At 64.4% G+C, this 22,238-nt stretch carries 26 protein-coding genes; 10 read left to right on the top strand and 16 right to left on the bottom strand.

From position 1 onward, the window contains the following. Position 1 precedes the first annotated feature (1 nt). Together A9W99_RS09550 and prpD are read right to left on the bottom strand one after the other, a co-directional pair. Positions 2–1,126, bottom strand: coding sequence for a bifunctional 2-methylcitrate synthase/citrate synthase (locus tag A9W99_RS09550; RefSeq protein WP_067376174.1), 1,125 nt, complete (start codon positions 1,124–1,126; stop codon positions 2–4). A gap of 122 nt (positions 1,127–1,248) precedes the next feature. Then, positions 1,249–2,754: a 2-methylcitrate dehydratase PrpD gene (gene prpD, locus A9W99_RS09545; RefSeq protein WP_067376172.1), complete on the bottom strand. Its 1,506-nt coding sequence runs from the start codon at positions 2,752–2,754 to the stop codon at positions 1,249–1,251. A 118-nt stretch (positions 2,755–2,872) separates the two neighbouring features. Between prpD and A9W99_RS09540 the strand changes: the two genes are divergently transcribed. After that, on the top strand, positions 2,873–4,285 hold the full coding sequence (locus A9W99_RS09540; RefSeq protein ID WP_067376169.1) for a short-chain fatty acyl-CoA regulator family protein: 1,413 nt from the start codon (positions 2,873–2,875) through the stop codon (positions 4,283–4,285). Positions 4,286–4,349: 64 nt separating this feature from the next. Here the strand turns inward: A9W99_RS09540 and A9W99_RS26490 are convergent, their stop codons facing one another. After that, positions 4,350–4,514, bottom strand: coding sequence for a hypothetical protein (locus A9W99_RS26490; RefSeq protein WP_156623031.1), 165 nt, complete (start codon positions 4,512–4,514; stop codon positions 4,350–4,352). 517 nt (positions 4,515–5,031) lie between these two features. On the opposite strand from A9W99_RS26490, the gene A9W99_RS09535 reads away from it, so the two are divergent. Beyond that, the gene (locus A9W99_RS09535) at positions 5,032–5,370 is read left to right on the top strand and encodes a WhiB family transcriptional regulator (protein ID WP_067376165.1); all 339 of its coding nucleotides are present in this window, start codon (positions 5,032–5,034) and stop codon (positions 5,368–5,370) included. 21 nt (positions 5,371–5,391) lie between these two features. On the opposite strand, the gene A9W99_RS09530 is transcribed toward A9W99_RS09535, so the two are convergent. From A9W99_RS09530 to A9W99_RS09520, 3 genes are read right to left on the bottom strand one after another with little or no spacing between them, the layout of a single operon-like run. Further along, the gene (locus A9W99_RS09530) at positions 5,392–5,904 is read right to left on the bottom strand and encodes a DoxX family protein (protein WP_067376163.1); all 513 of its coding nucleotides are present in this window, start codon (positions 5,902–5,904) and stop codon (positions 5,392–5,394) included. 18 nt (positions 5,905–5,922) lie between these two features. Further along, positions 5,923–7,176 carry a WS/DGAT domain-containing protein gene (locus tag A9W99_RS09525; RefSeq protein ID WP_067376161.1) on the bottom strand — a complete coding sequence of 418 codons (1,254 nt, stop codon included), beginning with the start codon at positions 7,174–7,176 and terminating at the stop codon, positions 5,923–5,925. A 4-nt stretch (positions 7,177–7,180) separates the two neighbouring features. Then, on the bottom strand, positions 7,181–8,089 hold the full coding sequence (locus tag A9W99_RS09520) for an alpha/beta fold hydrolase (RefSeq protein ID WP_067376159.1): 909 nt from the start codon (positions 8,087–8,089) through the stop codon (positions 7,181–7,183). An 80-nt stretch (positions 8,090–8,169) separates the two neighbouring features. On the opposite strand from A9W99_RS09520, the gene A9W99_RS09515 reads away from it, so the two are divergent. Further along, positions 8,170–8,754: a TetR/AcrR family transcriptional regulator gene (locus tag A9W99_RS09515; RefSeq protein ID WP_067376157.1), complete on the top strand. Its 585-nt coding sequence runs from the start codon at positions 8,170–8,172 to the stop codon at positions 8,752–8,754. Here the strand turns inward: A9W99_RS09515 and A9W99_RS09510 are convergent. Further along, the gene (locus tag A9W99_RS09510; protein WP_067376155.1) at positions 8,744–9,223 is read right to left on the bottom strand and encodes a VOC family protein; all 480 of its coding nucleotides are present in this window, start codon (positions 9,221–9,223) and stop codon (positions 8,744–8,746) included. The genes A9W99_RS09515 and A9W99_RS09510 overlap by 11 nt on opposite strands. Positions 9,224–9,332: 109 nt before the next feature. On the opposite strand from A9W99_RS09510, the gene A9W99_RS09505 reads away from it, so the two are divergent. Continuing rightward, complete coding sequence (locus A9W99_RS09505) at positions 9,333–10,487, top strand: amidohydrolase family protein (protein WP_067376153.1); 1,155 nt, start codon at positions 9,333–9,335, stop codon at positions 10,485–10,487. A gap of 22 nt (positions 10,488–10,509) precedes the next feature. Beyond that, positions 10,510–11,382, top strand: coding sequence for an alpha/beta fold hydrolase (locus A9W99_RS09500; RefSeq protein WP_067376152.1), 873 nt, complete (start codon positions 10,510–10,512; stop codon positions 11,380–11,382). Positions 11,383–11,405: 23 nt separating this feature from the next. Here A9W99_RS09500 and gnd read toward each other — a convergent pair whose 3' ends face one another. Next, entirely contained in the window at positions 11,406–12,428 is a 1,023-nt protein-coding gene (gnd, locus tag A9W99_RS09495; RefSeq protein ID WP_067376150.1) for a phosphogluconate dehydrogenase (NAD(+)-dependent, decarboxylating), read from the bottom strand. Positions 12,429–12,442: 14 nt separating this feature from the next. Next, complete coding sequence (locus tag A9W99_RS09490) at positions 12,443–13,849, bottom strand: glucose-6-phosphate dehydrogenase (protein ID WP_067376292.1); 1,407 nt, start codon at positions 13,847–13,849, stop codon at positions 12,443–12,445. 88 nt (positions 13,850–13,937) lie between these two features. Between A9W99_RS09490 and A9W99_RS09485 the strand changes: the two genes are divergently transcribed. Next, the gene (locus tag A9W99_RS09485) at positions 13,938–14,771 is read left to right on the top strand and encodes an adenylate/guanylate cyclase domain-containing protein (protein ID WP_067376148.1); all 834 of its coding nucleotides are present in this window, start codon (positions 13,938–13,940) and stop codon (positions 14,769–14,771) included. Between the two features lie 6 nt (positions 14,772–14,777). On the opposite strand, the gene A9W99_RS26800 is transcribed toward A9W99_RS09485, so the two are convergent. Then, entirely contained in the window at positions 14,778–14,951 is a 174-nt protein-coding gene (locus tag A9W99_RS26800; RefSeq protein ID WP_172828843.1) for a hypothetical protein, read from the bottom strand. 43 nt (positions 14,952–14,994) lie between these two features. Here A9W99_RS26800 and A9W99_RS09480 point away from each other — a divergent pair, with 43 nt between their 5' ends. The 3 genes from A9W99_RS09480 to A9W99_RS09470 are packed head-to-tail and all read left to right on the top strand — an operon-like array spanning position 14,995 to position 16,891. Next, positions 14,995–15,795, top strand: coding sequence for an SDR family oxidoreductase (locus A9W99_RS09480; RefSeq protein WP_253869710.1), 801 nt, complete (start codon positions 14,995–14,997; stop codon positions 15,793–15,795). Between the two features lie 23 nt (positions 15,796–15,818). Beyond that, complete coding sequence (locus A9W99_RS09475) at positions 15,819–16,199, top strand: carboxymuconolactone decarboxylase family protein (protein WP_067376145.1); 381 nt, start codon at positions 15,819–15,821, stop codon at positions 16,197–16,199. A 5-nt stretch (positions 16,200–16,204) separates the two neighbouring features. Beyond that, positions 16,205–16,891 (top strand): guanylate cyclase, encoded by a 687-nt coding sequence (locus A9W99_RS09470; protein WP_067376142.1) that lies wholly within the window; start codon positions 16,205–16,207, stop codon positions 16,889–16,891. Here the strand turns inward: A9W99_RS09470 and A9W99_RS09465 are convergent. The 6 genes from A9W99_RS09465 to ychF all read right to left on the bottom strand — a co-directional run bounded on the left by A9W99_RS09465 (position 16,888) and on the right by ychF (position 21,219). Next, entirely contained in the window at positions 16,888–17,211 is a 324-nt protein-coding gene (locus tag A9W99_RS09465; RefSeq protein WP_067376139.1) for a putative quinol monooxygenase, read from the bottom strand. The two genes, A9W99_RS09470 and A9W99_RS09465, sit on opposite strands and share 4 nt — an antisense overlap. A gap of 20 nt (positions 17,212–17,231) precedes the next feature. Continuing rightward, positions 17,232–17,750, bottom strand: a complete 519-nt coding sequence (locus A9W99_RS09460) for an OsmC family protein (protein ID WP_371514940.1) — start codon at positions 17,748–17,750, stop codon at positions 17,232–17,234. A gap of 314 nt (positions 17,751–18,064) precedes the next feature. Beyond that, complete coding sequence (locus tag A9W99_RS09455; RefSeq protein ID WP_371514939.1) at positions 18,065–18,694, bottom strand: peptidoglycan endopeptidase; 630 nt, start codon at positions 18,692–18,694, stop codon at positions 18,065–18,067. Positions 18,695–19,152: 458 nt separating this feature from the next. Next, complete coding sequence (locus tag A9W99_RS25990) at positions 19,153–19,491, bottom strand: hypothetical protein (RefSeq protein WP_082929929.1); 339 nt, start codon at positions 19,489–19,491, stop codon at positions 19,153–19,155. Between the two features lie 193 nt (positions 19,492–19,684). Then, positions 19,685–20,074, bottom strand: coding sequence for a nuclear transport factor 2 family protein (locus A9W99_RS09450; RefSeq protein ID WP_067376133.1), 390 nt, complete (start codon positions 20,072–20,074; stop codon positions 19,685–19,687). A gap of 47 nt (positions 20,075–20,121) precedes the next feature. Continuing rightward, a complete protein-coding gene (gene ychF / locus A9W99_RS09445) occupies positions 20,122–21,219 on the bottom strand; it encodes a redox-regulated ATPase YchF (RefSeq protein WP_067376291.1) in 1,098 nt (365 codons plus the stop codon). 127 nt (positions 21,220–21,346) lie between these two features. Between ychF and A9W99_RS09440 the strand changes: the two genes are divergently transcribed. Continuing rightward, positions 21,347–22,238, top strand: an 892-nt coding sequence (locus tag A9W99_RS09440) for a DUF6542 domain-containing protein (protein WP_253869708.1), incomplete at its 3' end; no start/stop codon positions are given.

Below are 22,238 nucleotides of genomic sequence, written 5' to 3'. Positions count from 1 at the left end.
GTCACCTGCCGGCAAGTGCCCGCTGCGGACACCCTGAGTAGGCGCTGAGCGGCCGGATCAACGCGTTGGATGCGGCCTGTTCCATGATGTGAGCTGTCCAGCCGGTAATCCTGCTCATCACGAAAATCGGTGTGAAACAAGGAATGTCGAATCCCATCAGGTAGTACGCGGGGCCGGTCGGGAAGTCGAGGTTGGGCTTGATGCCGGTGGCTTCGAACATTTCGCTTTCCAGGACGTCATAGACCTTTAACCAACGCTGACCCTCCCGGACGGCGGCGACGCCGGCCAACGCCTTCTTCATGGTCGGGACCCGCGAGTCGCCGTGTTTGTAGACGCGATGGCCGAAGCCCATGACCTTCTCTTTGCGAGTCAGCTTGCTACCCAACCACTTCCGGGCGTTGGCCGGGTCACCGATCTCGAGCATGTCGCGCATGACCGCTTCGTTGGCGCCCCCATGCAGCCGTCCCTTGAGCGCACCGATGGCCCCCGTGACCGCACTGTAGATGTCGGACTGGGTCGACGTCACCACGCGCGCGGCGAAGGTGGATGCGTTGAATCCGTGTTCGGCGTAAAGGATCATCGACTGCTCGAATGCCCTGACGATTGCGGGTTCGGGGACCTCGCCGAAGCACATCGCCAGGAAATTTTCGGCGTATCCCAGTCCGCTGTGCGGCGGAATCGGGTCCAGCCCGCGACGGCGCCGCATATCGACCGCGACGATGGTGGGCAGCATCGCCAACAAGCGCAACGCCTTGGCCCGGTTCGCCGACTCGATCTCCTCGTCGGGATCCTCGGCGCCCAGATAGCTGACCGCGGTGCGTACCACGTCCATCGGATGGCAGTTGTCGGGCAGCTTGGCCAGCAGCGACAGCATCGACCGGTCCAGGCGCCGGCCGGCGCGCTCGCGCTGGCAGAACAGCGCCAGCTCAGCGTCGGTAGGCAGCTCGCCGCGCCACAACAGGAAAGCAACCTCCTCAAAGCTGCAGTGGCAGGCAAGATCCTGGACCGGGTATCCCCGGTAGGTCAGCGAGTTGGTTTCCGGAACCACTTTGGAGATGGTGGTGGTGTCCACCACCACTCCGGCAAGACCCTTCTTGATCTCGATATCGGTGGTAGGCGCGGCCATGGTCGGTCTCCTTCAACTGGCTAAGTCGTTGCATTCCTGACAGGACAGCGATTGCGTTCCCGCCGAGGCGATTTCGCATATTCCCGCCTCCACCGCGAACATCGCCAGCCGCGCCAGTGCCGTCACCGGAAGATTCCCGACCGGATCAGCGGCGCCTGGTCCAGGACCTGCGGATCGGCCAGGACGTTCAACGCACTCACCGCCCCGGCGGGCAGCTCGGCCAACCCGTCGACCGTAGACAAGAACCTTTGCTGCTCAGCCGGTTTCACGACGCCGTCGGCAAGCTCGGTGAACTTCGCGACATATTGCTCGCGCTTGAATGGGCGTGCGCCCAGCGGGTGGGCATCGGCCACCACCAGTTCGTCGACGATCACCTCACCGCTCTTCAAAGTCACTTTCGCACGCGCGCCGAATGCCTTCTCGGCCGGATCGTTTGAGTGATAGCGGCGGGTCCACTCCGGGTCCTCGACGGTGGAGATCTTGCGCCACAGCTCGACCGTGTCGGGTCGATGCGCCCGCTCGGGAGCGTAAGAGCGTTCGTGGTGCCAGGTGCCGTCCTGCAGCGCCACCGCGAAGATGTAGGGCAGTGAATGGTCGAGGGTTTCGCGTGACGCGTCCGGGTCGAACTTCTGCGGATCACCGGAGCCGGTCCCGATCACCACATGGGTGTGATGACTGGTGTGCAAGATGATCCGGGCGATCTGGTTTACGTCTTCGATGCGCTGACGTAGCCGGCGGGCCAGATCGATCGGTGCCTGACTCTGGTACTCCGCGGAATGCTGCTTGGTATAGCTGTCCAGGATGGCCCGCTTGGGCTCGCCGGGCGCGGGCAGCGGCACCTGGTATTCACGCTCGGGGCCGCCGAGCAGCCAGGCGATCACCCCGTCTTCGCCTTCCCAGATCGGCGCGGGCGATGCTTCGCCGCGCATTGCCCGGTCGACGGCCTCGATGGCGATCTTTCCGGCGTGCGCCGGCGCGAACGCCTTCCAGCTGGAGATGGCGCCTTTGCGTGATTGACGCGTGCTGGTGGTCAGGTGTAGCGCCTGTCCGATTGCCTGGTAGATGGTCTCGGTGTCCAGCCTCAACATGGTCCCAATTCCGGCTGCCACAGACGGTCCCAGATGAGCGACATGATCAATCTTGTGCTCGTGCAAGCAGATTCCGCGAACCAGGTCGATCTGGATTTCGTAAGCGGTTGCCACCCCGCGAATCAGGTCTTCGCCGCGCACACCGAGGTGCTGGGCGACCGCGACGAGCGGCGGAATGTTGTCTGCCGGGTGCGAGTAGTCGGCAGCCAAAAACGTGTCGTGGAAATCGAGTTCGCGGACCGCGACGCCATTGGCCCAGGCTGCCCACTCCGCCGAGTAAGTGCCGCCGACGCCGAAAACTTTGGCCCCTTGCCGGGCCGGATGCGCCAGCGCCTGCTGCCGGGCCACCGTCACCGGTCGGTGCAGCACCGCCGCGGCGCTGACGGCGGCGTTGTCGATGATCCGGTTCAGCACCATGTCGGCGGTCTCCGCTTCGACGGCGACGGGATCGGCGGCGACCTCGGCGATCTTGGCGGCCAGGTGTTCGCTTCGGGGGAAGTCGTCGGCGCTGCGCCGGGCGCGGACCGAATGTGTCAGCATATCCGCACACTATGCAATGCCTGGCGCATTGGAAAGTGACTGTAAACGCGTATCTTTGTGTCCTCACCCTCTCGCTTTTGCAAACTTTGCGAACACGGGCCGGGGTAAGGTGTCTACGATGGCGAAGACCTTTTCGGGAGCCCGGCTTCGGCGGTTGCGTACCGAGCGCGGGCTGACCCAGGCCGCTCTGGCCCGGGAGATGCACCTGTCCACCAGCTACGTCAATCAGCTGGAGAATGATCAGCGGCCGATCACCGTGCCGGTGCTGCTCGCGATCACCGAGCGCTTCGACCTTCCTGCGCAGTACTTCTCCTCCGATTCGGATGCCCGGCTGGTCGCCGACCTCTGGGAGGTATTCACCGAAACGACCGCCGACGGCGCGATCAGCCCCAGCCAGATCGAGGAATTCGTCGCCCGCATGCCTGAGATCGGCCGCAGCCTGGTCGCGGTTCACCGCCGTTTGCGTGATGCGATCGACGAGTTGGAGGGCTATCGATCTCGCGCGACGGCCGATTCGTCGCTGCCCTTGCAGCGTCCGATGCCTTTCGAAGAGGTGCGCGACTTCTTCTACGACCGCAATAACTACATCGGCGACCTCGACGAGGCAGCGGAGCGCATGTTCAACGAAAGCGGGATGCGGTTAGGCGAATTGGACATTCAGTTGGCCGAACTCTTGCGCGACCGCTTCGGCATCACAGTGGTGATCGACGACGGGTTTCCCGAAACCACCAAGCGTCGCTACGACCCCGACGCCAGGGTGCTGCGGATCGCGCGCTGGCTGCGGCCCGGTCAGCGCGCCTTTCAGCTCGCCACCCAGCTCGCTCTGATCAGCCAGGCGGGCCTGATTTCGGCGATCGTTGCCACCGACGACCAGCTCGGTACCGAAGCCCGTGAGGTCGCCCGGGTGGGTCTGGCCAACTACTTCGCCGGCGCCTTCCTGCTGCCCTACGGCGAGTTCCACCGGGCCGCAATGGAATTGCGCTACGATATCGATCTGCTGGGCCGCCGGTTCGGGGTGGGTTTCGAGACGGTATGTCACCGGCTTTCGACCCTGCAGCGTCCGCAGCAGCGCGGCGTGCCGTTCATCTTCGTCCGGACCGACAAAGCCGGGAACATCTCGAAACGGCAGTCGGCCACGGCTTTTCACTTCAGTCGGATCGGCGGCAGCTGTCCGCTGTGGGTAGTGCATGACGCCTTCGCGCAGCCCGGCCGAATTGTCGTTCAGGTGGCGCAGATGCCGGACGGACGATCGTACTTCTGGGTCGCCAAGACCGTTGCATCCGACGGCCGCGGGTATCTCGGACAGCACCGAAGCTTCGCCGTCGGGTTGGGTTGCGATCTGGCCCACGCCGAAAAGCTCGTCTACTCCGCCGGAGTCGTCCTCGACGACCCGATCACCGCGGTGCCTATCGGCGCGGGCTGCAAGATATGCAACCGGCCGTCGTGCGCGCAGCGCGCGTTTCCCTACCTTGGCACGCGCGTGGTTGTCGACGCGAACGTCGGCAGCAGCCTGCCTTATTCGGCCGAGTAGCGCGAGCAGACGGAAAATCGCCCATTCCGGCTCGAAACTGGGCGATTTTGCGTCTGCTCGGCAGCTAGCCGTCAGTCGGATTGTTCTCGCTTTTGAAGAACTTGGTGATTCGCCGAACAGCTCTGCCAACAGGGCCTGAAGCTCGTTGGGAACCCTTGATCCTGTCGAACGTTTGCTTGCCTTCCGCGGCGTAGTCGTCGACGGTTTCGTCGCCTTCTTCAGCGCGCATGTCGAATCTCTCCTTCTGCCGGTGTTTGACGCTGGGGCGGTTCCGCGGGCGTCAGCCGCTCTGGCGGTTCTGCCGGTGTCAAGCGTTCGGGCGGTTCGGCCGGCGTCAGCCGTTCAGGCGTTTCGGCCGGCGTTCCGCGTTCCGGTGACTGCGGATCGGACGCCTCGGGTCTGGTCGCCGTAGGCAGTCCTACGGCTCTGTCAACCATGGTTGCTCCTTTGATTGGCTCAGGGCTGGCTACCCGGAAACGCGGTGCACCAAAACGGTTGGATCGCCAGCAGACGCAAAATCGGCGATTTCGACTCGAATTGGGCGATTTTGCGTCTGCCCCCGGGCGGGCATCGGCGAGGAAAGGTACGCGCGTGCCACAAATTTGCGCAACCGATACCGAATCGCTTAACTTAAGCAACGGAGGGGATCCAGGTCACACGGGCGGGCACGATGTGACGTGCATCTCAGCTTCAGGGGAGAGGGTCGCAACCCGCGACCAAGAAGAAGGGATAGGTCGTTGCCAGGAATGGGACCGGCCGGACGGCCACTCAGTCTTGTGCCCGCCAACAGCACTTCGCGCGCGGTGGCAGCCGACAATCGCGCTTGGGTCTCCAAGGCGCTGTGTAAGGAAACAGATCCCGATGCACTGTTTGTGCGGGGTGCCGCCCAACGTAAGGCTGCGGTTATCTGCCGTCACTGCCCCGTCATGCAGGAATGCGGCGCCGAGGCACTCGACAATAAGGTCGAGTTCGGAATCTGGGGCGGCATGACCGAGCGCCAGCGCAGGGCGCTGCTCAAACAGCATCCTGAGATCGTGTCGTGGACGGATTTCTTCGGCAAACGCAACAACCGCTCTGTCGGGTAGCCACCCACGGCCGTAGCGAGGCTACCCCGCCTCCTTGACCGGCGGCCGGTAGAAGATCACTAGCTGACCAACGGCTCCGGCCAGACCAAGGCCTACCGCGAGCAGCAAACCCTTCCAGCCGGTGAGCCAAAGTCCGTCGCCGAAGAGAAGACGGTCCAGGCTCAGCCTCCCTGGCCCCAGGGTGGCCACGACGACGGCGGTGACGGCCAGCACCAGGTTGTACTCCCAGCCCTCCTTGACGATGAAGAACCCGTTGGGACGATGGACGGTCCAGGCCGCGACCAGCATGAGCGACACAAAGCCTGCGGCCGGGATCGGTGTGAGCAGTCCCGCGGCCAGCCCCAGTCCGGCCGCGGTTTCCGTGCTGGCGGCAACGACCGCGTGGAATTTGCCGGGCCTCATCCCGATGCTTTCGAACCATCGCGCGGTGCCAGGTATCCGCCCGCCGCCGAAAAATTTGTTCAGGCCATGCGCGGCGAGTGTCAGGCCCAGCACCAGCCGCAGGATCAGTAACCCAACGTCGTAGGCAGTCATACCTGAAAACTTAGATCATCACTGTCGGAGCGTGAGCGCCGAATCCAGGAGCCGCACGTAGGCATCGATATCCGGAACGGCCGACTGCGCCGCGTGCACGCTGATCGCGACGGTGTCCCCGATGCCATGCACCCCGTGGGTCAAGCCCATCGCCGGCGACAGTGCGGGATATCCGGCCGTCAGCACCACCGGGGCTCCTCCGAAGCTCAGGTCGGCCGCTCCACGGTTAACGCTCGACACCACCGTGTTGCCACTCACCTGCACCGGCCGGAGGTCAGGATTGAACTGGGATACACCCCAACGCAGCAACGGCGCGGGCGTCGCCGCGAAGGCGCGGTCGGCGCTACGGGCAGCGGGATGCTCGAACCGGCGGCGGCCGTTGGCCAAGTCGGTCGCGATGCGCTCGGCACGGGCAGCGCGCCCGAGTTCAGGGTAGAGCCCGACGGCCACATTACCGAAGTGGTTATGCGCATGGCGCACACCGGGTTTCGCCATCGGCACCTCAGCGCCCAGCGAATTCGCTGGTTCACCAAGCAGATCGGACAGCGCTTGGGACACCGCGGCCAGCACGCCGACGGTCACCGTCGGGCCGGGCAACTGCGAGCGATGCCGCACCAGCGTGCGCACCGAGCGGGCGCCGTCAGGGCGAGCATTCGTCGCCAGCGGCGGCCGCGAACCGGGCCCGGGCGTCAACAGGCCCGCCTCCAGATCGCGAACCAACTGCCGATGAGTGCGCGCCGCCTGCACTGCCCGCCAGGGCAAGAACGCGGCGGGAAGCGGAGCCACGCCGGGCACCGGATCGTCGCGACCGAACAACCACGCCGCCATCGCCGAAGCACGAGTACCATCGGCCAGCGCATGCGGAACCTGCATGACCGCAACGGCCCCCGGGCCTGCGACGCCTGGTATGTCACGCACCGGCGTGAAAACGTGTAGCCGCCAAGGCATTCGGCGAACGCCGAGTTGGCGGTCGGCGAGGCCGACGACCTCGGCCAAGCAGCCCTGCCAACTGTCGTCGTCCAGTTCGTGGCGCACCAGCTGTGCGGACTCGGCTTCCGCCGGGACCCACTGCGGATAGGTGAGAACACATCCATCCTCGAGCCGCATGCTCAAGTCCGGACATGCCCGAGCCCGTGCCCGGACCGCCTCGATGGCGCCGTCCAGATCGGCCGGTACACCGGCGAACGCATACAGCAGAAACTGGTCGTTGGGGATCTTGGCCGACATCCAATAGAACTGCGCGTCGACGGCCGCTATCCGGTGTGCCGCCATGGCTTCAGTCGGGCGAGCCGACGAACGCCAGAATCAACTTGGCAACCTTCTCCGGCTGTTCGAGTTGCAAGAAATGCCCGGCGTGCTCGACGATCGCCATTTCGCTGCCGGGCGGCAGCACCCGTTCCGTCCAATATGCGAAAGCCGATGTCATGCAACCGTCGTCGCGACCATGCAGGTAGAGACTGGGCAGGATAGGTGGTTGCGTCCACACGCGGTTCAACTCGGCATACCGGGCCGGCGGACGGGGACTGTGAATGTTGGCTCGGTAGGGTCCCAGCGCCGACCGCCAGCTCTCCGGCGTCCCGATCGCGGCGTCGACATGACGCAAATCCTCGTGGGCGTCGCGATAGCCGGGCGACCATCGCCGCCACAGCAAGGGCAGTATCCAGGACGCGGAACGCTCTGGCAGCCAAGGCAATTGGAAGTAGAAGATGTACCAGGAGCGCAGTATTTGGCGTGCCACTTGGAGAGCGAGCCGGCCGCGTTCGGCGGGGCGGGCCGGCGCGCGAAAGGCTACCGCGGGCGGCACCGACATGATCACGGCTCTGACGAACGGGGTGTCCGGGATGGCGGCCAGGCCGGTGGCGGCGATGGCACCCCAGTCGTGACCGATCACCACGTCGTGCTCGGTGGCGCCGGCTGCGCAACGCACGCGCAGGGCGTCGTCCATCAACGCGCCGACGTGGAACGAGCCGTCGACCGGAATCGACGACGGCGCGTAGCCGCGCATGAATGGTGCGACCACCCGCCAGCCGGCCTCGACCAGCCGCGGAGCGACCTTGCGCCATCCGTAGGCGGTGTCAGGAAAACCGTGCAGGCACAACGCAATTGGACCCTCGGGCGGTCCCCAGGTGAGCGCCTTCAGGTCCCCGCTCGGGCCCGGGACGTCGATCCAGCGCGGCTCAGTCATGTGGTGCTACCTCTTCGACGAGCGTCTGCGCGCATGACTGACAGGTTACCGGCGGCGGCGCACCCGTTACCGTCTTAGCTATGACGACCTCGGCGCAGGCTCGCCGCTGGGCCAAGACCGACGCCACCCAGCGGCGGATCCTCGACGCCGCAACCGAGGTTTTCGCCACCCGAGGATTCACCGCCGCGACGATGGCCGACGTGGTGGCGGCCTCCGGCGCCAGCATCGGCAGCATCTACCACCACTTCGGCGGCAAGAGCGAACTCTTCTTGGCCATCTTCGAGCAACTGGCCGACGCCATCGACCGTCAAATCGATGCGGCGATGCAGCAAGCCGGCCCGTCCAATCCGCGCCGCACCTTCGAACTACATGTGCGGGCCTACCTCGAGGCGATGTGGGAGAACCGGCGCCGCGCCCGGGTGTTGTCGTCCGGCGACACACCGGCCGGGTTCGAGACGGCCCGTCGCGACCGGATGCAAGCGGCGTTCCGCAGCTGGATGGCAGTCCTGGAGCTGGACAAGTCGGTGCGCGGGCAACTGCTGAGCCGGGTGCTGATCGCGGCCACGGCGGAATCGTCGCTGATGGTCGCCGGCTGCGAAGACCCCGCCGACGTGCCGGCGATCATCGACGCGACGATCGAATGGATCGACCGGCTTATTGGGTGAGCTGTCCTACCGCTGCCTCTAGATCCGCGATGACGATCTTGCGCATGCCGTACATCGCCTTGGTGGCCGCGGCCGCCCGATTCCGGTCCGGGTCTTGGATCAGCTCGTAGAGCCGATCCGGGACGATCTGCCAACTCAGCCCGTAACGGTCCTTACACCAGCCGCACTGCGACTCGTCGCCGCCGTCGGTCAGCCGGTCCCAGTAGTAGTCGACCTCGTCCTGGTCCTTGCAATGCACGGTGAACGAGACCGCCTCGGTGAACTGGAAATGCGGGCCGCCGTTGATGCCGATGAATCGCGCGCCGTCCAGGACGAAGCTGCCGCTCAGCACCGTTCCCGGCTCGCCCGGTCCCGCCTCCGTGGTTCTGTTGAAACCTTCGATTCGCGAGTTGGGGAACACCGAGGTGTAGAACTCGGCCGCCTCCTCCAGGTCGTGGTCGAACCACAGCGAGGGGGTGATCGATGGCATGGGCGCCTCCTTGTCGTCAGGTCTTGTCCCCTAGATAGACCGAAGCGGCGCCCGGAACTCACCGCCGAGCATCATTGACAGTTTTAGAACGTGATTCTAATATCCCTGCATGACCGCTGTAGCGCAGGAGCCCGTCAAGCTGTGGGCCAATTCCGGCGACTCGCACGTCGTCGAGCCTGCCGACCTGTGGCGGTCGCGGCTACCCAAGCGGCTGGCCGAGCTGGCACCGCGCAGCGAAAAGGATCCCGACGGCGGATGGGAGTCCATCTACGTCGACGGGCAGGTGTTCCGCCGCAGGCTGCCCAGCATCGCCCAGGAGGAGTTCATCCAGGCCACCGTTGCCGCCGCGGGCTGCCGCGACGTCGCCCGGCGGCTGGCCGACCTCGACGAGGAAGGCGTCTGGGCCGAAGTGGTCTTCCCGTCGTTGGGCATGTGGTGCAGTGCGTTTCGCACACCGGAGCTGTTGCGCGAGGCGATGCGGGCCTCCAACGACTGGTGCAAAGACACCATCATGGACTACTCGCCGCGGCTGGTCGCAACGGCGCAGGTGTCCACGCTGGACATCGGCGACGCCATCACCGAACTCAAGCGTTGCGGCGCAATGGGATTCAAGGCTGTGTTTCTTCCCGTCGCACCGCATCCCGCACAGCGGGACTATCACTACGACGAATGGGAACCGTTCTGGAGCGTCGCCGAGGACATCGGCATGGTGATCGCCTTTCATATCGGAACCGAGCCAATTGATTTCGCCGCAGGCGGCTCGATCGGCACCACTTACCACGGCCCCGGCGGAGCGGTGCTCAACTACACCGAGACGTCGTTCGGCGGCCAGCGCGCGGTGGTGAAGCTCGTCGCGTCGGGTGCCCTGGATCGGCACCCGAACCTCAAAGTGCTCGTCGCCGAGGGCGGCGCGACGTGGGTGCCGTTCATCGTGGACCGGATGGAAGAGGGTTATCGCCAGCATTCGATGGCGGTGCGGCCGAAGCTCAAGCGCAGCCCGCGCGAGATCGTCGACTTGCAGGTGTACGCGTCGTTTCAGCATGACTCGTCGGCGGTCGCGGCGATGACGGCGATGGGCTTTAACAACGTGCTGTGGGGCAGCGACTACCCACACCTGGAGGGCACCTTCGGCCACACCCAGGCCACGCTGCACCAGCTGTTCGACGACGTCGATCCGGCGACCAGGGACCGCATCCTGTTCGGCAGTTTCGCCGAGTTGTTCCCTGACACGCCCCCGCCGCCACCCCACGGGACCGATGCTTAAACGACCTATGTAACGTCAAACCATGAGCGTCGTGAGCAGCAGCCCCCAGACGGTTGAGTTTTCCGGCGTCGGAGGGATCACCCTGGTCGGCGACGAATGGAACCGCGATGCCGCCGACACCGACCGTCCGACGATCCTGATGCTGCACGGCGGCGGGCAAAACCGATTCTCCTGGAAGAGCACCGGCCAGGTCCTGGCCGACGAGGGATACCACGTCGTTGCACTCGACAGCCGCGGGCATGGCGACAGCGACCGAGCGCCGAACGCCGACTATGCCGTCGAGACGCTGAGGACCGACGTGTTGCATGTGCTGGATGCGATCGGCCGCCAGGTGGTGGTGATCGGGGCCAGCATGGGTGGGCTGACCGGCATCCTGGTGGCCGACAGCGCCGGGCCCGATCGGGTGACCGGCCTGGTCCTTGTCGACGTGGTGCCGCGCTACGAGAAGACCGGCAGCGCCCGGATCAGGGACTTCATGCTGACCAACATCGACGGCTTCGCGTCGCTCGACGAGGCCGCGGACGCCGTCGCCGCCTACCTGCCTTACCGCGAGAAGCCGCGCAGTCCCGAAGGGCTCAAGAAGAATCTGAGGCTGCGGGACGGACGCTGGTACTGGCACTGGGACCCGGCGTTCATGACCGCCCCGGGCGACGACCCGGAGCTGCGGACCGAAAGTTTCGAAGAGGCCGCGGTCAACCTGAAGATTCCCATCCTGCTGATCCGCGGCAAGCTCTCCGATGTGGTCAGCCCGGAAGGCGTCCGGCATTTCCTGGACACCGTGCCGCGCGCTGAGTTCGTCGAGTTGTCCAACGCCGGGCACACCGCGGCCGGCGACGACAACGACGCCTTCAGCGACGTCGTGGTCGACTTCGTCAGGCGCCACACGCACGCCTGATTAACGCACGCTCGGTCGACGGGTTAGTCCGACTTTTCCGCGTGTCCGCCGAACTGCTTGCGCATGGCCGACAACGCCTTGTCGGCGAATTCGTCGAGGCGACGAGATGCGAAGCGCGAGTACAGCGCCGACGTCAGCACCGGCGCCGGAACTCCCTCGTCGATCGCGGCGATGGCCGTCCACCGGCCCTCTCCGGAGTCGGACACCCGCCCGGAAAACTCGGTCAGAGTTGGCGATTCGTGCAGCGCGATCGCGGTCAGATCCAACAGCCAGGACTCGATCACGCTGCCGCGCCGCCATAGCTCGGTGACCTCGGGAATGTCGATATCGTATTGGTAATACTCGGGATTCGTCAGCGGCGCGGTTTCGGCATCACCCTTTTCGATGATGCGCTTGCCGATGTCGGCGTTGCGCAGGATGTTCAGGCCCTCGGCGAGCGCGGCCATCATCCCGTACTCGATGCCGTTGTGCACCATCTTGACGAAGTGGCCCGCCCCGCACGGCCCACAATGCAGATAGCCCTGCTCCGATTGCGCGACCTCGCCGTCGCGGCCCGGTGTCCGCGAGGCCGCATCGACACCCGGGGCGACGCTGGCGAAGATCGGCTCCGCCTTCTCGAAGGCTTCCTTATCGCCGCCGATCATCAGACAGTAACCACGCTCGCGGCCCCACACACCGCCGCTGGTTCCGCAATCCAGCAAGTGAATTCCTTTGACGGACAACGCTTTCGAATGCCGCACGTCGTCGCGGTAGTAGGAGTTTCCGCCGTCGATCACGATGTCGCCGTCGTCGAGCGTGTTCGCAAGCTCCTCGATCACCCCGGTGGTGATATCCCCCGCCGGTACCATCACCCACACCACGCGCGGAGCGTCGAGCTTGTCACGCAGCTCTTGCAAGGAGGAAACCCCCGTGGTCCGGTCCTCCTCCGCCATTGCCTCGACCGCGTCGGCGTTGTGGTCGTACACCACGCATTCATGTCCGTCCTTGACCAAACGGCGGACGATGTTCGCACCCATCCGGCCCAGGCCAATCATCCCTAGCTGCATATGCTTTCGTCTCCTTACTTGGTTTCGGCTTTGCGGGGCAGCCACGGCTCTTTCCAGCCGTGGTGACCACGCAGCAGCGACGACGCGGCCTTTGGACCCCAAGTTCCGAGGTCGTAGTGGTGAATTTCGCTGGGGTTGTCCAGCAGCGGCTGCACGATGCGCCAGGTCTGTTCGATGCTGTCTTCGCGGGCGAAAAGCTGGTGGTCACCGGTCAACGCGGCATGCAGCAGCAGCTCGTAAGGACGCTCCGGCTCACCGAGATCCTCGGAGAACAGAGAATCGAGATGGACGGGGTGCCAGTCGTCGCCCACTTGGGCGGCTATCCGCAGCCGCATCCCGGGATCGGGGTCTATGCGCAGGACAATCTGATTGGGTTCGGCCGGTCTGCAGTCCGGTAGGAAGGCCAATGCCGGAACCCGGCGCAGAAAGAGCCGCACCTCGGTGACCTTGTGCGGCAACCCTTTACCGGCACGCAGGAAGACCGGCACCCCGGCCCAGCGCCAGTTGTCGATTTCGGTCCGCAGAGCGACGAAAGTCTCGGTCTGCGAATCCTTCGCCACACCATCGATGTCCGTGTAGCCGCGATACTGGCCGCGCACGCAACGCTCGGGTTGCAGGGCCGGCATCGCACGGAAGACTTCGTCTTTCTTGTCGTTCAGGTCGTCGGCGCTGGGACCGACCGGAGGCTCCATTGCGACCAGGGCGAGTACCTGCAGCAAGTGGTTCTGCACCACGTCGCGCAACGCGCCCACCGCGTCGTAGAACTTGCCTCGATCCTCGACGCCGAAGTCCTCGGCCATGGTGATCTGGATTTCCGAAACGCTGCGGCGGTCCCACAACTCGGCCAGCGCGGTATTGGCGAACCGCAAACATTCCAACTCGACGACGGGTTGCTTGCCCAGGAAGTGATCCACCCGCAGGATTTGGTCTTCGTCGAGCACCGCATGAAGCCGGTCGTTGAGTTCGCGAGCGGACTCCAGGTCGTGACCAAATGGCTTTTCCACCGCGACGCGGGCCCGCTCCAGCAGTCCCACCCGGCCGAGGTTCTCGACTATCGGCGCGAACAGTGCCGGCGGCATCTCCAGGTAGAACAGCGGACGGTAGTCCGAACCGATGAGCTCGGCCAGCGAGTCGTAGAGCTCAGTGTCGGTAACGTCGCCGTGCAAGTAGTCCAGGCGGCTCGCCAGCCGGTCGAACACCGCGTCGTCAATCTGCTCGCCGACGTCGCTGATGGACTTCCGGGCCCGCTCGATAAGTTGGTCGACTTTCATCTCGTCACTGGCCACACCCAGGATCGGGCAATCCAGCATGCCGCGGGACTCCAGCCGGTACAGGGCCCGAAACGTCATCTTGCGCGCCAAGTCGCCGGTGATCCCGAAGATCACCAGCAGGTTTGACGAACTACCATCGTCGTCGGCCACCACCGCACCTCCCGAATGTCAGTCCGTATAGCCGAAGGCTATAGGCCCGAAACGCTCAGCCCAATCGGCCCTGGAAGGATGGGCCGACGTGGGTGATGCGCAGCAGATCGCGGTTTACCTCCTGGCCGCGGTTGCGGCGATTGAGGCGGGCGGGCTCGTCGTGCTGTGGCGGTTACTGAGCCGCAGTCGTCAAGAGGTCGCGGAATTGCGGCAGCGGGCCGACGCGCGCAACCGGCTGCTGTCCGGCGGCCGCGAAGCAGTCAAGACCGTGTGGCAAACCGCCAACCTGATGCGCACCGAGGGGTTCGGCGCGGTGGTGCGCAGCTCGATCGAAGATCTTGCCGATTGGGCCGAGGTCGAACGGCCCGACCTGGCCCGAATCACTCCCGACGGCCGGGTGGTGATTCTGTTCTCCGATATCGAAGAGTCCACCGCTCTGAACGAACGGATCGGCGACCGGGCGTTCGTCAAGCTCATCGCCGCGCACGGCAAGCTTGTTCACGACCTCGTCGAAGACCGGGGCGGACATGTGGTGAAGAGCCAAGGTGACGGGTTCATGGTCGCCTTTGCCCGCGCCGAGGAGGCCGTGCGATGCGGGATCGACCTTCAGCAGGCACTGCTCAATGGCGCAAGGCGCAAGCGCTACAAGGATATTCAGGATATTCGGGTGCGGATCGGTGTCCACATGGGTCGCTCGGTGCGCCGCGGTGACGATCTGTTCGGGCGCAACGTCGCGATGGCGGCCCGGGTGGCCGCGCATGCTGCCGGCGGAGAGATCCTGGTGAGCCAGCCGGTGCGAGACGCCGTTAACAAGTGCGAAGACATCTATTTCGACGAAGGCCGCGATGTCGAGCTGAAGGGATTCTCCGGCAGCTACCGCTTGTTCGCGGTGGAAACGGACACCGAGCCGGAATCGGACTGACCGACCCTATTGGGATGGAGGCCCCTCCTGTTCTGACTCGGCCAACCTTTGGTGCAGCCGGGCCCGAACCTCGTCCGGCGTATATGCCCGACGCTTACGCTGATCGCGCGCTACCACAACGCCGCCGGCGACGACGCCCGCGACACCCGCCAGTCCGATCCACTTCCAAATGCTGCGCATGGTTGACAGGCTATTCTGCGGCCCGTAGAGCACAATGCCGACATTGCGAGAGGCTGACCTGTTGAACTCCCCGCTTCGCGACAAGGTCGCGGTCGTCACCGGGGCCGGCAGCGGCATCGGGCGCGCGATCGCTTGCGCACTGGCCGACCGGGGCGCTCACATCGTGGCGGTCGACATCGACGAAAGCCGTCTCACCGAGTTCACTGGCGAAGCGTTGCTGACACACCGCGCGGACGTTTCGGAACCTGAGGCGTTCGAAGGCATTCGGGATGCTGCGCTGCAGCGTTTCGGCCGGGTCGACATCGTGGTCAACAACGTCGGCGTGCTGACCAACGGTCTGCCGCAAGACATCCCGATCGGCGAATGGCAACGCATCCTCGACATCAACCTGATGTCGGTGGTACGCAGCAATGCCGTCTTTCTGCCGCTGCTGCTGGCCCAGGGCAGCGGCCATTTGGTCAATACCGCCTCCTTCGCAGGACTTTTTACCTATTCCTACGACCGATTGCCGTATGCCGCAGCCAAGGCCGCGATCGTGCAGATCAGCGAAGGGCTGGCAATCTACCTGCGGCCCAAGGGTATTGGTGTCACGCTACTGTGTCCGGGCCCGGTGCTGACGAATATCGCCGCGGGCGTACCGACTTTCGGTGAAGGTGCGCCGCTGCGCATCCCGGGCCAACAGTTCGAGTTGCTCGAACCCGCGCCGGTCGGCGAGCTGGTGGCAGATGCGATCTTGCACGACCGATTCTTCGTGCCCACCCATCCTCACGTCGTCGAGGAATTGCGGCGGCGTGTCGAGGACTGGGACGCCTACATCGACTTCCAGATATCCCGCGAACGTTGACCAGTACAGAAAGGCGCCTACCGATGGCTGACACCCGCACCGAAGGTCTGGACGTGCTCAAGGCTATGTTGCCCGGACTGATCCCGGAATCCCTCACCACTTTGCGGGACGGCGGCGTCGCCGACGAACTCGGTGAGCTCAGCCTCGATCATGTTTTCGGTGCGTTGTGGACGCGAGACGGCCTGGATCGTCGCTCGCGCAGCCTGGTGACCTTGGGCGCGCTCATTGCGCTGCGCGCGGAGCATGAGCTGAAGCTCCATTTCCAAATCGCGCTGCGTAATGGGTTGAGCATCAAGGAGATCGAAGAGGTGATCTATCACATGACGGGCTACGCCGGCTATCCGGCGGCCACCACCGCACGGAATGCGGCACGCGAAGTTCTTGCCGTCGACGAACGGCCCTGACCGACATGCTGACTCTCGATCAGGCGCTCGAAGAAACCCGGACCGGCGACTTGTGGCTGTTCCGCGGCGGCTCACGACCCGACCGCACCATCCAGACGTTGACGAACGCCCCGGTGAATCACGTCGGCATGACCGTCGCCATCGACGACTTGCCGCCGCTGATCTGGCACGCCGAGTTGGGCGACAAGCTCGTCGACATGTGGACCGGCACCAATCACCGCGGTGTTCAGCTCAATGATCTTCGGCAAGCCGTGGTGCAGTGGACCGACCGCTACCACCAACGGTGCTGGTTGCGTCAGTTGACGCCGTATGCCACTCGCCAACAGGAGAACGAACTGCTGCGCGTCATCGCACGGATGGACGGCACGCCGTTTCCCACCGCGGCCCGGCTGACCGGTCGTTGGTTCCGCGGCCGGCTCCCGACGATCAACGACTGGGTGCGAGGAATCCCAGTGGTGGACAAGAAGGTTCGCGAGCAGACGAAGCGACGCAGGCAAGAACGCAAGATGAGCCTGGAGACGGCCTACTGCGCGGAGACAGTGGCGATCACTTACGAGGAGATGGGATTGCTCGCCACTGATAAGGACACGAACTGGTTCGACCCGGGCAAGTTCTGGAGCGGGGACACGCTGCCGCTGGCGCCCGGCTATCGGCTGGGCGATGAGATCGCCGTCACCGTCAGTGGTGGCTAGTCGACCGTCATCTCCCCCATTGCCGACCAGTCCGTCGCGTCCACCGTCTGACTGATGATCTTGGGCGTGGACTTCAGCGCCTTCGGCAGCTCTTGCATCGCCTGCTTGAAGTGGTCGCTGTTGACGTGCGCGCCGCCCGCTTCACCGTCGCGAAAGGCTTCGACCAGAACGTACTCGGCCGGGTTGTCCAGGCTGCGCGACCACTCGAACCACAGATTGCCCTGTTCGGCGCGCGTCGCCGCGGTGAACGACGCGACCAGATCCGGCCAGCGCTCGGTCCATTCGGGTTTGGTCTCGAACTTGACGACGATGAAGATCATGGGCGCTCAGATTACGTGGTTCAAGCGATCTCCACGCGTGTGGTCACCGGAGTGACGTTTCGGGTCAGATCCAGGACCGGACAGTGCGCGTCGACCGCGGCTTGCAGTTCGCGGTAGCGCTCCGGCGTCTCGGGCCCGGCCACCTTCACCACCACTCGCACTTCGTGGAATCCGGCCCGGACGGCGTCATCAAAGCCGAAGAAGCCCTGCACATCGAGATCGCCTTCGGCGTGCGCGGTGATCTCGTCGACCGCGATGCCCAGCTTTTCAGCCCAGAAGCGCCAGGTCACGATCTGACAGGAGAGCAGGGATGCCAGGTAATACTCCACCGGGTTGGGCGCCTTGCCTTCCCCGCCGAGCACGGGCGGCTCGTCGACCTCGACGCGGTATTCGCCCAGGGTGACCGTGCTGGCCACGGCGTCGTGCGCGGCCGCCGAAGCCTGGAAGACGACCTGGGCTTTGGACTTGTCGGCGGCGACCACGGCGTCGGTGGCGGCGATGAGAGTGCCTAGATGAGTGGTCGATGCTGTCACGGCAATACTCCTTCCGTTGTGGCGATGATAAGGAGCGCTGCCAGATGGGTGCGACCCTCCCGCTCGACGTGAACCGAACCGTGGCCCGAGGGCCGGTCGCTCTTTAACTACGACTGCGAGCAAATCGCTCAGGCTAGACGGAGTTCGATCAGAATGGCCGTCCCGAGTAATTCGAGTAAAGCCGGATAAGCCGCCGCTCGGGGGAATAGTGATATACCCCACAAGCGACGGCTCCGGCCTAATTCGGCAACTATGGCCGACGAATGTGATCTGTATCGCAAAATGCGGTCGGATAGCTCACCACATCCGTCGGATTTGTTTTACGTATTTGCGATGTCAGGATCACCCGTCGGCGCGGGGTCGCCTGGCGGAGGCGGCATTGCCGCATCTACCAGGATGGGCGGTTCCGGCGGCGCCGGCGGCGCATCCGGTGCGGGGCCTTCCTCAGGTGCGGGGGCCGGCATAGCGACACCGACCAGAACGGGCGCCGGTGGCTCGTCGACGGGCGGCAGGCCCTCGACGTCATCCATTGGCAAGAACATGTGGTGGGTGAATCCGCGCTGGTAAGCGCCGGCGCCGCCGATGCGGACACCGCCACGTTCACCGCTGGAGACGGGCGTGCCGTCGGGCAAGGTCACCGCGGTGTGGCCACCGTTCCAGCCGATCACCAAAGCGTTGGGAGCGGTTCCATATTGGAAGCCGCGCGACAACAGGGCCGCTTCTTCGTTCCCGGTGTTGAACCTGCTTCCAAAAACCGGCCTGTCAGTTGCGGCATTCGATATCCACGAAGCCAGCCCTGAACAGTCGGTCCCGGCGGGAGAATCTCCACCCGGAATATACGGAGTGCCGGACACTTGATTGACAAGCGCCAACAGCGTAGCAACAGCAATCATGGAGAGGGACGCTACCAATAACATGTATAGGTAACCAAAGTTTGTGGCACTAGTCACGTTTGAATTCGACAATGGCGTGCGTCGTATACAGCAAACTTATTGCAAATTAATGTAACGGTTGAAACAGAAGTGACTCCGGAGTTTTTAGCAAATTGGGGTAACTTCTCGGTATATGGCTCTGACCACCGGCTATGCGGGCATCAAGCAGGCTTCGATTTGAACTGGCAAACGACACAATTGCGTACCAGATCTATTATGGCGCACGGCAGGGCTTTGTCCGGCTTCTGGTGGAACCGTCAGATCGGCGTTAGCGGTCTCGTCACACCTGCCACTCCAGTACCGAAAATGGAGGCACGTGACGATCTTGGAATGCGATATCGCGGGTGATACCAAGTTTCGAGATCGCTGGCCCCTAGCATTCAAGGGACTGATGAGGCCGATGTGACTGGCGTGCATTCAGCCCGTGAGCCACTGCGGCGGCTTGTAGCCAGCGCCATTGCGAGGGCAACGTTCGATTAGATCGGCGTCCATATCTTGTTGTTCCAGAATCCCCAACCGTTGGCGGTCGGGTTCCACATCAACTGAGCCCCGGGCGCCCATGACGGTGGAGGTGGCTGCGGTGTCGCCCACGGTGGCGGCGGACCCCAGGGTCCCCAGCCCGCGGGACCAAAGGGGCCTCCCGCCCGTTGCCACTCGTGGCATTGGTTCCAGTCCCAATCCGAGACGGTGCCCCAACCGGGGTCCCATTGATCACCTGGGCACCAGCGGTAGCCGGGAGCGGGGGCCGGGGCCGCCTGGGCCGGCCCGTCGGCCAGTGCAACGGCAGACAATGCCAACCCTCCAGCCACCAGCATGTGCACAACCCACCGTCTCGATTGCTTTGAAGTCGCCATCTCCAAAGAATTTCCTTTAGCGAGATTTCAAGCAAGTAGGCATTTCATTTCACCTCGAGTCGTCGCTCATGCGACTCGCGCAGTCAACACACTGCGCTAGACGTTGAACCGGAACTCGACCACGTCCCATTCCACCGACTGAGCCGATACGCAGTCACTCAAGTGCGGCGGCGAGCGCCTTGGAATCGGGGAAGACGCGCTCTTCGACGAGCTTGCCCCAGGCAACCCGGGTGAATTGCACCCCGCGGTACACCGCTTTGCCTTCGCGCTTGGCGACGTATCGTGCGGCCATCCGAGTCGACCACGGACCGCCCTCGACGACGATTTCTTCCACCTCGAAACGCAAACCAGGGAGGCGACAGAACAACTCGTTGCGTAGCCAACTGCGCATGGCATCCGCGCCGTGTAGTTCCGTCGCCAGCGGATGGTCACCGACGTAGACGAAGTGGACGTTGTCAGCAATAGGGATCTCATCGAAGCGTTGATCAGATAACCGGTCGCACAGCGCGAGCGCCTGTTTGCGGACGAACCATCGATACAGCATCGTTCGAGCCTAGGTCTGACGGAAGTGGGCCGAAAGGACGAACTGAATCACGCCTTCGATCTTGTTGTAGACGTTTGCCCGTGTCGGAACTCGACCACGTCGCCGTCAGCCATCACATAGTCCTTACCTTCGATCCGAACCTTACCGGCCGCCTTGGCGGCGGCCATGGAACCCGCGGCAATCAGATCGTCGTAGGACACGATCTCGGCCTTGATGAAACCCTTCTCGAAGTCGCTGTGAATCACCCCGGCCGCCTTGGGGGCGGTGTCACCTTGGTGAATTGTCCACGCCCGCGCCTCTTTTGGGCCTGCGGTCAAAAACGTCTGCAGCTTCAAGGTGTGAAAACCTGCCCGTGCCAACGCATCTAAGCCCCGCTCGGTCTGGCCGATCGACTCCAGCAGCTCGGCGGCCGACTCGTCGTCGAGCTCGGACAGCTCCGATTCGATGGCGGCGTCCAAAAACACCGCATCGGCGGGCGCGATCAGCTGACGCAGTTCGGCGACGCGCCCGGCATCGGTCAGCACCGCCTCGTCGGCGTTGAAGACGTACAGAAAGGGCTTGGTGGTCAACAGGTTCAGCTCCCGCAGCACCGAACCGTCCACATTCGCAGCGAACAGCGTCGTACCCCCGTCCAGCACCTGTTGTGCGGCCTGCGCCGCCTCGTACAGCGGCCTGCGCTCCTTGTTGTTGCGAGCTTCCTTCTCCAGCCTGGGCAGGGCACGCTCCAAGGTCTGCAGGTCGGCCAGGATCAACTCGGTGTCAATCACCTCGATATCCGATTTGGGGTCCACTCGCCCGGTGACATGCGTTACGTCGTCGTCAGAGAAGACCCGGACCACCTGGCAGATGGCGTCGCATTCGCGGATATGGGCCAGGAATTTGTTGCCCAGTCCGGCGCCCTCGGAGGCGCCCTTGACCAGGCCGGCGATGTCGACGAACGTCACGGGGGCCGGAACGACGCGCTCTGAGTGAAATAGCTCCGCGAGCTTGTCCAGTCGCGGATCGGGCAGCGATACCACTCCCTCGTTGGGCTCGATAGTGGCGAACGGATAGTTCGCCGCCACTACGTTGTTGCGGGTCAGCGCGTTGAACAGCGTCGACTTGCCGACATTGGGCAAACCCACGATTCCCAGGCTCAAGCTCACGAGGAACCAAGTGTAGGGCTCGGCGGCGAAACCGCCTGACACCGTGCGGCAGTGCTGACGCATGCCACACCCTGGTCTTGACAAGGTATTTACGAGTCTTTGGGCCTATTGCCGGTACGGTCAACGTGTGTCACCGCAGCGGGAAAGGTCGGCAGTAGAGGCTGCCCACCGCTCGATCCTCCCCAACGTGGCAGGTGTGCCTTGGTGGGGGGCCCTGTTGATCGCCATTTGCGCGACCGCCATCGGGTATGGCATCGACGCCGGTCATAAGGAGCTCACCCACGTCTTCGCAGCCTGCTATATAGCCGGCTGTGTGGTCGCCGTCCTGGCGGTGCGGCAGTCGGGCGTGTTCACCGCGGTCATCCAGCCGCCACTGATTCTGTTCTGCGCGGTACCCGGCGCCTACTGGCTGTTCCACGGCGGCAAGATCGACAAGCTCAAGGACCTCCTGATCAACTGCGGCTATCCGCTCATCGAGCGGTTCCCGCTGATGCTGGGCACCGCCGGCGTCGTGCTGTTGATCGGCCTGGCCAGGTGGTACTTCGGGATGACACATCGGCCGGCTGCCGCCGACACGGACGCCAAAGCCGACACCGGTACCCGCGCCGAGCCGAAGGCCCTGTTCAGCGGCATCGCCGCAAAATTCACATCGATGCTCAGTGGCTCGGACGACGACGAAGACGAGTCTTCCTCGACCCGGTCACGCACCGCCCGTCGTAGCTCGAGAACCACTCCCAGAACCGACCGGGCGGCGCGCGGCACTCGTGCCGGCCAGCGCCCGGACCGCACCCGGTCCCGGCATTCTCGCGCCGGAGAAGAACAGACCGACCCGGCTGCCGAGCGGCGGCAACGTCGCCGTTCCCAGCAGCGTCCGCGCGACTTCGACGCTAGCGACCCGCCCCGCCGTTCCCGCCGTCCCCGACCGCAGGCGGAGCCAGACCCACGCAGCCAACCGCGCGAAGGCCGTCGGGACTCGTACGGACGCCGCGGGTCCTACGAGCGCCCGCCGAGCCGCGGCT

The organism is Mycobacterium sp. 1164966.3 (assembly GCF_001665395.1).
In the GTDB taxonomy this organism is placed as follows: Bacteria; Actinomycetota; Actinomycetes; order Mycobacteriales; family Mycobacteriaceae; genus Mycobacterium.
Note: the sequence above shows the minus strand (reverse complement) of the source record. Positions and strands in the feature narration are given on the sequence as shown.